General features: G+C 50.8%; 6 protein-coding genes. 2 read left to right on the forward strand and 4 right to left on the reverse strand.

Features of this window, described 5'->3' with window-relative positions:
- Positions 1–16 precede the first annotated feature (16 nt).
- The 4 genes from leuC to MMG03_RS13175 all read right to left on the reverse strand — a co-directional run bounded on the left by leuC (position 17) and on the right by MMG03_RS13175 (position 4,138).
- Positions 17–1,426, reverse strand: coding sequence for a 3-isopropylmalate dehydratase large subunit (gene leuC / locus MMG03_RS13160; protein ID WP_249506481.1), 1,410 nt, complete (start codon positions 1,424–1,426; stop codon positions 17–19).
- A gap of 135 nt (positions 1,427–1,561) precedes the next feature.
- Positions 1,562–2,011, reverse strand: a complete 450-nt coding sequence (locus MMG03_RS13165; protein WP_073160401.1) for a hypothetical protein — start codon at positions 2,009–2,011, stop codon at positions 1,562–1,564.
- Positions 2,012–2,260: 249 nt separating this feature from the next.
- Positions 2,261–3,715 (reverse strand): M23 family metallopeptidase, encoded by a 1,455-nt coding sequence (locus MMG03_RS13170; protein WP_088666474.1) that lies wholly within the window; start codon positions 3,713–3,715, stop codon positions 2,261–2,263.
- Between the two features lie 12 nt (positions 3,716–3,727).
- Positions 3,728–4,138 carry a hypothetical protein gene (locus tag MMG03_RS13175; RefSeq protein WP_073160405.1) on the reverse strand — a complete coding sequence of 137 codons (411 nt, stop codon included), beginning with the start codon at positions 4,136–4,138 and terminating at the stop codon, positions 3,728–3,730.
- Between the two features lie 446 nt (positions 4,139–4,584).
- On the opposite strand from MMG03_RS13175, the gene MMG03_RS13180 reads away from it, so the two are divergent.
- Together MMG03_RS13180 and MMG03_RS13185 are read left to right on the forward strand one after the other, a co-directional pair.
- Positions 4,585–11,904 carry a tandem-95 repeat protein gene (locus MMG03_RS13180; RefSeq protein ID WP_073160407.1) on the forward strand — a complete coding sequence of 2,440 codons (7,320 nt, stop codon included), beginning with the start codon at positions 4,585–4,587 and terminating at the stop codon, positions 11,902–11,904.
- Between the two features lie 254 nt (positions 11,905–12,158).
- Positions 12,159–14,969 carry a T9SS type A sorting domain-containing protein gene (locus MMG03_RS13185; protein ID WP_170932288.1) on the forward strand — a complete coding sequence of 937 codons (2,811 nt, stop codon included), beginning with the start codon at positions 12,159–12,161 and terminating at the stop codon, positions 14,967–14,969.
- Positions 14,970–15,126: the final 157 nt, after the last annotated feature.

Here is a 15,126-nt window from a genome sequence, read left to right on the forward strand (position 1 = left end):
AATCTCCTTGTTCCAATTACTTGATGTACTTGCGGACGTCGGTGACCTTGCCTTCGATAGCGGCAGCGGCGACCATGGCGGGGCTCATCAAAATGGTACGGCCGGTGGGAGAACCCTGGCGGCCCTTGAAGTTACGGTTGCTGGAAGAAGCGCTAACCTGACGGCCCTTTAGCTTATCCGGATTCATAGCGAGGCAGAGAGAGCAGCCAGCTTCGCGCCATTCTGCACCTGCTTCCTTAAAGATCTTGTCGAGGCCGAGAGCTTCTGCTTCAACCTTGATCTTCATGGAGCCCGGAACAACCCACATCTTGACGGTGTCGGCAACCTTGTGGCCCTTGATGATTTCAGCAGCAGCCTGAAGGTCGGACAAACGACCGTTGGTGCAGGAACCCACGAATGCGATGTCGATGGGGGTGCCGATCATCTTGCCACCTTCTTCCCAGCCCATGTATTCATAAGCTTCGGAGATGACCTTCTTTTCGGAGCCTTCGAATTCTGCGATCTTCGGCATGTTGTCGTTGAGCTGGATTGCCTGTGCCGGAGTGATACCCCAGGTCACCATGGATTCCAGGTTGTCGCAGTTGATTTCGATTTCGTCGTCGAACTGAGCGTCGGCGTCGGTAGCCACGGACTTCCAGTAGGCAACAGCTTCATCCCACTTGTCTGCCTTGGGAGCGTAGGGCTTGCCCTTCAGGAATTCAAAAGTTTTTTCGTCGGGGTTGCAGTAGCCAACGCGTGCGCCGCCTTCGATAGCCATGTTACAGATGGTCATACGGCCTTCCATGCTCATAGCTTCGATAACCGGGCCTGCAAATTCGTAAGCGTAGCCAACGCCACCGTTCACGCCAAGCTTTGCGATGTAGGCGAGGGCAACATCCTTAGCGGTAACGCCCGGCTTCAGCTTACCAGTGAAGTTGATGCGACGGGTCTTGAGGGGGCTCATGGCCAAAGTCTGGGTAGCGAGAACGTCGGCAACCTGGCTGGTGCCGATACCGAATGCGATAGCACCGAAAGCACCGTGGGTGGCAGTATGGGAGTCACCGCAAGCGACGGTCATACCCGGCTGGGTCACGCCTTCTTCCGGGCCAACGATGTGGATCACGCCCTGTTCGCAGGTCTTGGGGCCAAAGAACTTGATGCCGTTGGATTCGGTGTTCTTTTCAATATGGGAGAACATTTCTTCGGAAATGCCGTCCTGGAGGGGACGGTTACGTTCCGGGAAAGTGGTGGGAATAATGTGGTCAACGGTAGCGAAGGTGCGTTCCGGGAACAGGACCTTGGTACCTTCTTCACGAAGGGAAGCGAAAGCCTGGGGGCTGGTCACTTCGTGGCAGAGGTGGAGACCGATGAAAAGCTGGCACTGGCCGCTCTCGAGCTTAGCAACAGTGTGGCTTTCGAAAATTTTCTGGTATAATGATTTTCCCATAGTGTGTCTCGTTTGTTTGCGGGTCCGTACATAACGGACTCAATAAAATTTGCGGTGTAAATCTAGAAAAAATGCCCCGGTTTTTAAACCAGGGCGTTTGAATCAAACCTTATTTATTGATTGGCCAAGGGGCGATTAGTACTGTTCCAGCTGAGTTTCAAACTGATACTTGCCCTTGTAGTAGGCCAGCATTTCGCTGGTGCTGGTGAAAGCGCCTGCGCGGATGGCGTTACGGACTTCGGGATCGTTACGGGACATTTCTACGATCTTTGCATCCACATCCTTGAAGAACAGGACGTTTGCGGCCATGGCCACGTGGTTCTGGTTGAAGTTCAAATTGTAGCGGCGTTCCAGAGTCTGGAACAGTTCAGACTGGCAGGCGTTTTCTGGAGGATTGCGCTTGGCGACGGGCATGTAGCACTTGTTGATGTATTCCTGCTTCAGGGATACGATCATGTTGTCAATAGCGGGAATGCTGTGGTCAGAGTCGTGGGAAGCCAGTTCTGCCTTGGGGGTGACGATGCCGGAGCATGCGGTGAGTAGGGCGGCGGTAATGGTCAAGAAAGCCAAAACACTAAACTTCATTTTTATTTCCTTTTTTACCCGTTGTTTTTTACCAATCCCTAATTCCGCGTGCAAAGTTATTTATTTGTGGATATCTTGGCGAGATGGCAAATGTAATTTTTAGATTACACAATGCCTAAAAAGCATAAGAAAAAGTTTTTTTGAGCATATTTTCGTTTCGCTTGTGTTAAAAATCACACAGAAAAAAACGATGTAGAGTGTTGTGTTTTTTACAACGGCTGGCGGGCTGGATTCCGCTAAAATAAAGGGCTAGGGACTGTTTGGCTTAAAGAGATAGAACCACTTGATAGGGTCGATTACCTTGTAGCGGACGTTGCCGATGCGCTTGTCTCCGTTCCTGTCGATAAGGCCTGTGACAACATGGGCGTGAGGGCCTGTAGTGTGTCCCGTGATACCTACGGTTGCGATGGGATCGCCTGCCATAACTTCCTGGCCGTCTAGGTAAAGGAGCTTGTCGCAGTGCATGAACAGGATGACGTCCTTTTCGCGTACAAGGCCGATGATGACGCCGCCTCTTTCGTCTTTGCTGGTCCAGGCCTTTGCTGCGAACGGTGCCAGGATTCGGGCGCCCTGGCGGCTGGCCAGGTCAATGCCGTTGTGCTGGCGCTGGTTGGCGCTCGGCTTTGCGTGGTAAAATTCAGTAAGGTAGCTGATGCTGTCAGAGACGATGGAGGTCCAGTACTTCCAGGCGGCACCGATGGAGTCTGTGGCTGTTTGGCCCAGGTAGTCGGGGCGGGAATACTTGATTGTTGTTCCGGCGGGAGGGATGTGGAACCCGTTCTTTTCCCAGGATTTGCCGTCGTAACCGTTTTCGTCTAGGGTGACGTTGACGTATTGACGGATCATGCGTTCGTTTGTAATGGTGGCGTTGAATCGTCCGATGGCGTAACGGGCGATTCGTTGCATGGTTTCCTTGCCGTCGAAAACGTATTCGAAGGACGGTGCCACAGACAGGTGGTCTCGCTCCTGGGTCCTGTTGCGGATGTTCGAAACTCCGGGTTCCAGGTGGCTGAAGAAGAAGAACGGAATTGTAATTGCCAGTAGCAGGAACAGCGGGAAGAATCGCTTGAAGACTTTGGAAATACCGTCTAGGGGATTCTTTCTGAGAATCTCCAGCTTGTGCAGGTTCTCGATGATCTTGACGAAGCCGGCTGGATTTGTCTGCCAGTTGCTTTTACGGACTTCGCCGAACAGGGATACGCTGCGCTTTACTGCCTTTGCTGCACCGGGGAAACGACGGCGGCTTGGAACAAACTTGTGTAACCAGAGCAGAGGTATTTTCTGCAGGCTAGGTGCGTCTTCCAGATAAATTGCCGCCGCGTCGCTGTTGGGTTCGTCGTTGTCGGCGATGATGAGACCGCGGGCGATAAGCGCCAGGTAGCGGGCCTGTACCTCGGTAACTTCTTGCGGAAGGATGCCGATGACCTGGGGCGTTGTTTTCTTGATTTCTTGCAGCAGGTGGTAAAGTTCGCGGAACTGGTCGTCGTTTTCGGGAAGGCTCCTTTTGAGTACGGTGTCGTTAAAAGGATGTTTGCCCGAAAAATCCATAAGCACAAAAGAAGCCCCGGCGTTGAGCGCCAGAGCCAGATTTTGTAGGCTTTCCAGAGGAATAGCCGACTTTTGGGTGTCGGCTTGTTCACAAGGGAAGGCGAAAAGGGTCAGACCGCCTTGACGGTACAGGTTGTCTAGAACCTTACGCTGCATAAAAGCTTTTGATTAAGCCTTTGCGGTGCCGCGGGGGTAGGTGAAACCTGCAGGAGGAGCTGCAACGAACTTGTCCACCTGGAGGAAGAGTTCTTCGGCGGTGGAGGAGGGGTTGAAGTAGATTTCCTGGTTGCGGTTCTGGGTACGGCCCTTGAGGGGCTCGCTACGGCGAGAACGGCTAACGACGCCCAGGGGAAGGACTTCCAGCAGGGGCAACAGACCGAAGTAGCGGAACAGGCTGAAATTCTTCTGCCAGGTGGTACGTTCGGCGAGAACTGCGAAAGTGCCGTCAAAGATGGACTTGGTCTGGAGCAGTTCGTCGGAAGTCATGGTGACCAGTTCGTGATTGGTGGGGAAGTTGTTCACGAAGTTGACCATGTCACCCTTGAGGTAATTTGCGTCGCAGAGGAATACGAATTTCATTATATACACCTTTTTATTATTGTTAATTCTGTATGCAAGATAATTTTTTGTTGGAAACTTGTCATAGAAAAAGGGCCTCAAAAAGGGGGTCCTGGGCAACTCGGACGTAAAAAAGTTTCAATTTTACGAAAAATTTACAATTAGACGTTCTGACTGGGTGAACCCATTACAGGAAAGACTATCCCGTCTCTCTTATTTTATGAAAAAAACTTTTTTTTTAATTACTTTGGTATCTTGTTGATTATCAACGACTTACGAAAGATTGTCTTTTTTGTCAAGTGTTAAAAGTTCCATTTTGGGCTTAAAAACGTCAGTTTTTTGTAAAAATGTGTTTGAAAACACTATATTTGGGCGGTATAACTCGCTTTACCGCTAGCGTGTTTATGGTTTTTGTGAAAACAAAAGTGAACGAATGCATAGTGGATGGAATTTATGGGAGATCATAAATGAAACGAAAAAACTGGTCTGTAGCAGCTCTGCTTGCTTCAACCGGACTACTGGCCTCGGTCGGCGTAATTGCTCAAGAAGCTGGTTCTGGTAATGCAGCCGCTGTCGAAAATAACGCTCCTTCCGTGATGGGTATTCCTGGTGAATCCATTAACGAAGGTGGCAAATTTGCACCGATTAAGTTGGATAGCTACGTATCCGACGATATGGATAAGCCGAACCAGCTGAAGTGGTCCGTCTCCGGCAACAAGAAGCTGAAGGTGTCCATTTCTCCGGAACGCGTGGCAACCATCGAAACACCCGATCAGTACTGGAACGGCAACGAAGACATTACCTTCGCCGCTACCGATACTAAGGGCGCAATCGGTTCTGAAACTGTAAACTTCAATGTTGAATCCGTGAACAATCCTCCGGTGGTGGCTCAGATTCCTGACCAGACCATCGACGAAGGTAAGCAGTTCACCAAGATCAAGCTTGATGACTTCGTTACTGACCCCGACCATCCGAAGAATCAGATGCTTTGGGAATTCGATATCCAGCCCAATGGCAAGGATCAGGCCGATGGCGACCTGAACGTGGAAATCGACCCGAACCGCGTTGCCACTGTGGTGATCCCGGACCCCAACTGGTATGGTTCCGCAAAGATCAAGTTCACTGCAACTGATGGTGAATACGCCAGCGATTCCAAGACCGCTGTGTTCACTGTGAAGCCCATTAACGATGCTCCGGTCATGCAGAAGATTCCTGACCAGACCATCGATGAAAAGAATGAATTCGAATCCATCAGCCTCACTGATTTCGTGAGCGACGTTGATGACGATGTCGCCAAGCTGAAGTGGACTGTCGAAGGTGGTAAGGACCTGAAGGTCGAAATCGACAAGTACGGTACCGCCAACGTCAAGATCCCGAATGAATTCTGGAACGGCTCTGAAACCTTTATCTTCAAGGCAACCGACGCTGCCGGTGCTTCCGCTAGCGCTAAGGTAACCTTCACCGTTAAGTCCATTAACGATGCTCCTGAATTTGTTCAAGATGTTCCTGAACAGACCATCGATGAAAAGCAGGAATTCAAGCCCATCGAACTGGACAAGCTGATCAAGGATCCGGACCACTCTTTCGAACAACTTAAGTGGACCATTTCTGGTACTAAGGACCTGAAGGTTGTTCTGAATGGCAAGACCGCTACTATCAAGATTCCGAACAAACTCTGGAACGGTAGCGAATCCATCAAGTTCAAGGCTTGCGACCCCGAAGGCGCATGCGCTGAATCCGAAAATACCTTCACCGTTAACTCTGTGAACGACGTTCCTGTTCTGGTCAAGGCTATCCCCAACCAGACCATCGACGAAAAGAAGCTGTTCGCCAAGATCAAACTTGACGAATTCGTGAAGGATGCCGACCACAAGAATTCCGAACTGTCCTGGGAAGCTGATGTTAAGCATCAGGGCAAGGAACCGGAATCTGGTACCCTCAGCGTGAACATCGATGATTCTCGCGTGGCTTCCATCGAAATCCCGGATACCTACTGGAACGGTACTGCAGTGGTGACCTTCACCTGCACCGACCCGGATGGCGCTTCTGTCAAGCAGGATGTGACTTTGTCTGTGAAGTCCATCAACGACCTGCCTGTATTCAAGAAGATTCCTGACCAGACTATCGAAGAAAAGAACGAATTCTCTTCTATCGTTCTGGACGAATATCTGTCTGACGCTGACCACGATATTTCCAAGCTCAAGGTTGAAATTACCGGCAACAAGGATATCAAGGTCAACCTGAATAACAAGACTCGCGAAGTTTCTTTCAAGACCCCCAGCGAACTCTGGAACGGTTCTGAAACTCTGACCTTCTCTGCAACCGACCCCGAAGGTGGCGTTGCTAAGACTCAGATGAAGCTCACCGTGAAGTCCATCAACGATCCTCCTGTCATGAAGGATATCCCGGAACAGACCATCAAGGAAAAGGAACAGTTCAAGGTTGTTGAACTGGATAAGTATGTTGATGATCTGGACCACTCCAAGGATAAGCTGAAGTGGACCATCACCGGTAACCGCGAACTTAAGGTTGCTGTTGACGGTAACCGCGTTATGAAGGTAACTCCTCCGTCTCCGCAGTGGAACGGTTCCGAAACTCTCACCATCAAGGTGACTGACCCGGAAGGCGCTACCGATGAACGCTCTGTGGCTTACACTGTTGAATCCGTGAACGACGTTCCCGAATTCGTAAAGCAGATTGCTCCGCAGACCATCAAGGAAAAGGGCCAGTTCACTCCGGTCAAGCTGGGTGAAATGGTTCGTGACCTGGACCACAAGCTTAGCGACCTGACCTTCTCTGTTGATGTCAAGTCTACTATCAAGGGCAAGGAACCTGGCCTCACTGTTGAAATCGACGCTCAGCAGGTTGCCAAGATCGTTATCCCCAACAAGCTCTGGAACGGTGCCGATGAAATCTCCTTCACCGCCACTGACCCGGAAGGCGCAAAGGCTACCTCTAAGGCCGTCTTTACCGTTCAGTCTGTAAATGATGTGCCGGTTCTCAAGAAGATTCCGGACCAGATGATCGACGAAAAGATGGAATTCGCTTCTATCAACCTGGCTGAACTCGCTTCTGATGCTGACCATGCCTTTGGCCAGTTGAAGTGGGATGTTGCCGGTGCCAAGGCACTTAAGGTTAATATCGACAAGTCCGGTATCGCTACTGTTAAGGCTCCGTCTCCGCTGTGGAACGGTTCCGAAAAGCTGACCTTCACCGTTACTGACCCGGAAGGTGCTTCTGCCAAGAGCGACGCTGTGTTCACCGTGAAGTCCATCAACGATCCTCCTGTCATGAAGGATATTGCTGGCCAGACCATCAAGGAAAAGGGTGAATTCAAGACCATCGAACTGGATAAGTTCGTTGAAGACCTTGACCACGATAAGTCTAAGCTGAAGTGGACTGTTTCCGGCAACAAGGACCTGAAGGTTGCTATTGACGCAAAGCATGTGGCTACCATTACCACTCCCAACAAGTACTGGAATGGTTCCGAAGCTATCACCTTCACCGTTACTGACCCTGAAGGTGCCGCTGACAAGCGTACCGTCAACTTCACTGTTGAATCTGTAAATGACCTGCCCGTATTCACCAAGCCCATTAAGGATCAGACCATTCCTGAAAAGCGTGAATTCGCAATCATTAACCTGAACGATATCGTAAACGATCCGGACCACAAGGCCGATCAGCTCACCTGGTCCTTCGATGTCAAGCCCAAGGCCAAGGGTGCTACCCCGGCTCTGAAGGTGTCTGTTGATGGCCAGCGTATGGCTAAGATCGTTATTCCGGACAAGTACTGGAATGGTGCCGAAGAAATCACCTTCAAGGTGGAAGACCCGGATGGCGGCAAGGCTACCTGCACCGCTCTGTTCACCGTTCAGTCTGTGAACGACGCTCCGACTATCGGTCAGATCAAGGATCAGACCATCGACGAAAAGCAGCAGTTTGCTGACTTCGACCTGGCTGCAATCGTTAAGGATCCGGACCACGCATTCGACAAGCTCAAGATTGATGTTGCCGGTGCTAAGGACCTCAAGGTTACTGTTGGCAAGGACGGCAAGGTTTCTGTGAAGACTCCGAACGTTCTGTGGAACGGTTCCGAAAAGCTGACCTTCACCGTTACTGACCCGGAAGGTGCATCTGCCAAGGCTACGGCTGCATTTACCGTGAAGTCCATTAACGATGCTCCGGTCATGAAGGATATTGCTGACCAGACTATCAAGGAAAAGGGCTCCTTCAAGTCCTTCAACCTGGATAACTATGTTGAAGATCTTGACCACCCGAAGAACAAGCTGAAGTGGAAGATCGAAGGTGCTAAGGAACTGAAGGTTGCTATGGATGCAAGCCACAACGTTTCTATCACCCAGCCCAACCCGTTCTGGCACGGTTCTGAAAAGATCAAGTTCTCTGTCGTTGACCCTGAAGGTGCTGCAGATAGCCGTGAAGTGACCTTCACCGTTGAATCTGTAAACGACGCTCCTGTCTTTGTTAAGGAACTGAAGGATCAGTCCATTGACGAAAAGAAGCAGTTCCAGACCATCAAGCTGGACGACCTGGTTAACGATCCTGACCACAAGAAGGCTGATCTGAAGTGGTCCTTCGACGTGAAGCCGGTTAAGGCTGGTGCTCCTGCTGCCAAGGGCAAGAAGGCTGCAAAGGCTGAAGAAGCTCCTGCAGGTGAAACCCTGTCCGTTAAGGTGGACAAGGGCGAAGGTGGCGCTCGCGTTGCTACCGTCGTTATCCCCAATAAGTACTGGAATGGTGCTGCAGACATTACCTTCTCCGTTACTGACCCTGAAGGCGCAAAGGCTGTAAAGACCGCTCGCTACGAAGTTCGTTCTATTAACGATCCTCCGAAGATTTCTGAAAAGGCCCCGAAGGGTGAAACCATTAAGGAAAATGGTGTATTCAAGACCATCGACCTTTCTACTCTCGCTTCTGACCCGGATCACAAGACCACTCAGCTGAAGTGGAGCGTGTCTGGCAATAAGGGTCTGAAGGTTGACCTCCGTAAGGACAATACCGCTATTGTTTCTGTTCCCAATGACCAGTGGAACGGCAAGGAAACTATCGCATTCACCGTTACCGACCCTGAAGGTGCATCTGCAACTCATAAGATGATCTTCGAAGTGACCCGCGTGAACGACGCTCCGGTCTTCGTCAAGAAGATTGCCGACCAGAAGATCAAGGAAAAGCAGCAGTTCGCCCAGATCAAGCTTGACGAATACGTTAAGGATCCGGACAACAAGCCCAGCGAACTGAAGTGGACCGTTTCTGGCAACAAGAAGCTGAAGGCTGAAATCAATGGTAGCCGCATTCTTACCGTTAGCGCTCCGGATCCGTATTTCTGGTGCAAGCCTGAAATGCTGGTTATCCAGGTCACTGACCCGGATGGTGCAACTACCTCTACTACCGCTACCTTCGAAATCACTTCTGTGAACGATGCTCCTGTCATGAAGGACATCCCGGCTCAGAAGATCAAGGAAAAGGGCCAGTTCAAGGAAATCGATCTTAACAAGTTCGTTAAGGATCCGGACCACAAGCTGGAAGACCTGACTTGGACCGTTAAGGTTGCCAAGGTTGGCGCTGCTGCTCCTGCTCCTGCCAAGAAGCCGGCTAAGAAGCCTGCTAAGAAGGGCAAGAAGGGTGCTAAGGTTGAAGAAGAACCGGAAGCACCGGCACCGGAACCGGTTGACGAATTCCAGGTGGAAATCGACAACAAGAACATTGCTCGTATCAAGATTGCTGATAAGTACTGGAATGGTGAACGTAACGTGACCTTCACTGTTACTGACCCTGAAGGTGCTAAGGACTCCAAGACCGTTAACTTCCTGGTTGAATCTGTGAACGATGCTCCGGCTATCGCTCCGATCCCGACCCAGACCATCAAGGAAAAGGAATCCTTCCAGCCCATCGACCTGACCAAGTTCGTTTCTGATCCTGACCATAAGATTGAACAGCTGAAGTTCGAACTGGCTCCGACCCGCGCTCTCAAGGCTTCTATCAATGCCAAGAAGCAGCTGATTGTTTCTACTCCGGATAAGTACTGGAACGGTACCGAAAAGATCAAGCTCGACGTCTTTGACCCGGAAGGTGCAAAGGCTACCCAGCAGCTGACCTTCGAAGTGACCCCGGTTAACGATCCTCCGGTAATCAGCAAGGTTGCTGGTCAGAAGATCAAGGAAAAGGAAAAGTTCCAGGTTGTTGACCTGTCCAAGTCTGCAACTGACCCGGATAACAAGCCCAATGAACTCCACTGGTCTGTTTCTGGCAACAAGGAACTGAAGGTTGATATCAAGGGTAACCGTGCTAACGTCATTACCCCGAACCCCAACTGGTTCGGTAAGGAAACCCTGACCTTCACCGTTAAGGATATCGCAGGTGCCTCTGCTTCTACTAAGGCTACCTTCGAAGTGACCCCGGTGAACGATCCTCCTGTTCTGAAGCCTGTTCAGCCCTTCGTCATCGAAGAAAAGAAGCAGTTTGCTCCCTTCGACTTCAGCAAGGTTGTAAGCGATCCGGATAACAAGCTGGAAGAACTGGTTTGGACTCTGGATAACGAAACTCCGGCTTCCAAGGCTGCCAAGAATGCTCCGGCAAAGAAGGGCAAGAAGGCCAAGGGTGCTGCTGTTGAAGCTGTTAAGCATGACCTGATCTTCAACATTGACGACAAGGGTGTGCTGACTGTTGAAATTCCGGACAAGTACTGGAACGGTACCGAAACTGTGAATGTGAACGTCTTTGACCCGGCTGGCGAAAAGGCTACCATTCCTGTGAAGTTCACCGTGAAGCCCGTAAACGATCCTCCTGTTGTGAAGGAAATTCCTGGCCAGGAAACTCTGGAAGGTAAGTCCTTCAAGGCTATCAAGCTGGATAACTACGTTACCGACCCCGACCACAAGGTTCATGAAATCAAGTGGAAGGTTACCGGTGCCAAGAACCTGGCTGTTGAAATTTCTGGTGGTCGCGAAGCTGTGATCCGCCCGAAGAAGCAGGATTGGTTCGGCGAAGAAACCCTCGTCTTTACCGCTCAGGATCCGGCTGGTGGCATGGACAAGACTGTTGCCAAGTTCGTTGTTAAGCATGTGAATGCTGCTCCGATCATGCGCGACATTCCTGACTTCACCATCAAGGAAAATGACAACAAGGGCGTTGTGGGTAAGATCAAGCTTGACCAGTATGCCCGCGATAAGGACCATCGCTTCGACGAACTGAAGTGGACCTTCACTGGCAACAAGTTCCTGACTGTCAAGTATGACAAGAACGCTAAGACCGCTATTGTTGCTATGCCGCACGAACACTGGAAGGGCAAGCCGGAACGCATTACCTTCACCGTCACTGACCCTGAAGGCGCAAAAGCTAGCAAGTCCGCTCTGTTCACCGTGATCCCCGTGAACAACGCTCCGGAAGCAAGCAACCAGACTTACATGACCCAGGAAGGCGATGAACTTAAGGTTTCCGCTTCTGAAGGTCTGATGTCCGGTGTGAATGACCCCGATGGCGAAAAGCCGGTGTCTGTTCAGATTGTCCAGAAGCCGCGCAATGGTAAGATCAACCTGAATGAAAAGGATGGTTCCTTCACCTATATGCCGAACAAGGGCTTCTCCGGTCTCGATGAATTCACCTTCAAGGTGAAGGATCCGGGTGGACTCTACTCCAAGGTCGCAACTGCTGAAATTAACGTAAGTTTCAAGATGCAGGACCTCCGCGGCGGCAAGAAGGCCGAAGCAAAGAAGGAAGAACCCAAGGAAGACAAGCCTGCCAAGGGTAAGAAGAAGGGCAAGAAGAAGTAATTCTTGAACGATCTTCTATTCCAATAAAAGTTTGACTTTTAGAGCCCTGTGACGCAAGTCGCAGGGCTTTTTTGCATTTCCCATAATAAATCAATAGTTGTACCCTTATGCTCCGTTGTAATGACCTCAAGGGTTATTGGGGTTCGCAAGTCTTTTAGGATACTTTCGTTGTTTGTGGGGTTTATATTATGGCTGGTTTTGAAAATTCCGGTGTTTGGAATTTTCTGATTTAGGGCTCTGCCCAAGGGATGTTTATGGTTAAAGGGTTGTTTGGGGCCACTGGCCTCGTGTTGGGTCTGTCTGTTTTTGCCGGCGCAAAAGCTGCAGATGGATTTAATTGGAGTGCTGTCAGCATGGGCGGTGGCGGATTCGTTAGTGCCATTGTCGCTTCTCCGCTGGAAAAGGGCCTTTTTTACGCTCGTACGGACGTGGGCGGTGCCTATCGCTGGGATGAATCCGGTGCCCGCTGGGTTTCGCTCATGGACTGGGTCGATGTGACTGAACGAGGCCTTCTGGGGGTGGAAGCCATTGCCGTTGACCCTCAGGAAGAGGGCGTGGTCTATATGATGACCGGTACCAGCTACTGGAATAATGGCCGTAGTGCGTTCTTGCGCAGTAAGGATCGCGGTAATTCCTGGGAATTGCTCTACACTTGGGACGAAGATGGTACCAAGGGAGCTAAGGTTACCAGCTTTGGTGCCCACGGAAACGGCATGGGTCGCGGAAATGGGGAAGCCTTGGCTGTGGATCCCAACGATTCGAAGATTATGTTCTACGGTTCGAAGAATAAGGGCTTGTGGAAGTCGGCTGATAACGGCTCCAGCTGGAGTCATGTGGATGCCTGGACAACTGCGGCCGGGTCTGATACGACGTGGAATGGTTCCGGTTTTAGCTTTGTTCAGTATGCGCCTGGCAGTTCCAAGAATCTTTATGCCGGTTTTTTGCGTGAGGGTTCTACCAAGAACAAGACTTTTGAAAATGTGTTTGCTTCGACGGATGGCGGTGCTTCGTGGAAGGCTTTGCCGATTCCTGATAGCTTGCGTACTACGAAGGGTGGCGGCGTTGTCCGTCTGATGCCTCAGCGTGCCGTGATTACCAAGGATGGAAGTTCCATGGTGGTGACTTTTGCCGATGGTGCCGGCCCTCATTCCATGGGTTGGGACGAAGGCTGGGGCCCGATCTGGGATGGCTTTGGTCGCGGAGCCGTACTGAAGTGCAATTTGAAGACGGGCGCCTGGACTGACGTTTCTCCTGCAGATTATCTGGATGGGGAAGGGGAGGCCAAGTATGATATGACCGACTACTCCAAGACGGATGAGTACGAATATATTGCTCCTTATGGCGGCATCACCATTAACCCTAACGATGATAAGGAAATGGTGGTGACCACGGAAGGTTACAATGGACCGCAGTTCTGGTACAAGAAGGGCGAAGACGGAAAGGATGTGTGGAGCGACCGCTGGGGTTCCAATATTTTCCATACCACAGATGGTGGCGAAACATGGATTGCCTCTTTCCGTTACTATTGGATGGAAGGTGGAGTTTATCCGACAACGCAGCAGATGGATGCTAACGGGATCGGCTGGATGCACGACGGTTCCATTCACTGGGCGGGTAGCGTGGCCATGGATCCCTTTGACCATAATCGCGTTTTCGTGACTTCTGGAAATGGAATTTTCAGGACGGACAATCTAACTGATTATACGGTGACGAAGGCGGAAAACTCCTGGGAAGAAGATCAGATTGCCATGAATCAGGTTTGGCATTTTAGTGCCCATGGCGTTGAAGAAACCGTGCCTTTCGAGGTGGTGAGCATTCCTGGCGGCCCCATGATTTCCATTATTGGCGACTACGACGGATTCCGTCATGATGATATTACCAAGTTCCCGCAGTTCCGTCATATGACGGACGTGAGCGGAACGGCGGTTCCTCTGGGAACTACCCAGGGGCTTGCCTATGCGGCGAAGTCCGGTACTTTGGTGAAGGTGGCCAATGCCCGTAAGTATGAGGGCAAGTATAGCGATGTTCCTATTGAACCTCTGCAGTTCTCTAGCGATTCCGGAAAGACTTGGACTGTGGGTACTTACTGCAAGCTTGACGAAAAGATTGCCAACGGCACCGCCGCTATTTCAACTGACGGCGAAGTGGCCTTGTTTGTTCCCATGGAAGGTAGTACCAGCGTTTACCGCTACAGCAATGCGGCCTACACGGAAGTGACGGGTATCGATAACGGTTCCTTTGTGGTGGGCGATCCTGAAAATGCGGATGTATTCTATGCTTACAACAAGACGGAAGGCCTGTTCTACAAGAGTTCCGACAAGGGTGTTAGTTTTAGCGCTGTTGGAAAACCCGGTGTGAGCGTCTTTAAGAAGTTCCGTGCGATTCCTGGTTATGAGGGCGACTTGTGGCTGCCCATTGCTGAACAGGATCCGTCTACTGGTGTGGGCGTTGGCGGCAGTCTGCAGCACTCCACTGACGGGGGCAAGACTTGGTCTGCGGTGAAGGGCGTTGGCTATTGCGAGGCCGTTGGTTTTGGCGCTCCCAAGACGAAGGGCGGATATCCTGCAATTTATGTGTTTGCCACAATTGACGGCGTTACCGGTGTGTTCGGCTCTGATGACAAGGGCGCTTCCTGGACCCGCGTAAATGATGACGGTCATGAATTTGGCGGTCTTGCCAATGGCGAATTCGTTATGGGCGACATGAATACCTATGGTGTCGTATACATGAGTACTGCAGGCCGTGGCATTGCGGTGCGTGTTCCCGACACCTGGAAGATGGGTTCCTCTGAATCTGATGGTACAATCAAGGTTGGCCCGAGGACTCCGGCGGTTTCTGCTAGCCGTGCGGTTTATGCCCGTGGCAATCTGGAATTGACTCTGAAAAATTCCGGGGCTTCTGTCAGCGTGTTCAATATGCAGGGACAGAAACTGTTTAGCCGATTCTATGGCAGTTCCGTAAGCGTCCCCCTGAAGGAACTGGTGGGTGCCAAGGGCAGTTTCTATGTGCGTGTCGAGAGCGGTAAGCAGGTCTTGTTCAGCAATAAGGTTATTATTGCCCGATAGGGCAAACCTTTTTATAGGTTTGCAGTTCTAATAGCTTATCTGTAAAAAATATACCTGGGTGGCCTAGTGCCACCTTTTTTGTTTTTTTATGGGGAATTTCTGCTCATATTACAGAAAAAATGGGCTTTGTAGGTTTATGTTTTTAAACTTATTTTTC

It is taken from the genome of Fibrobacter sp. HC4, assembly GCF_023373925.1.
GTDB lineage: Bacteria > Fibrobacterota > Fibrobacteria > Fibrobacterales > Fibrobacteraceae > Fibrobacter.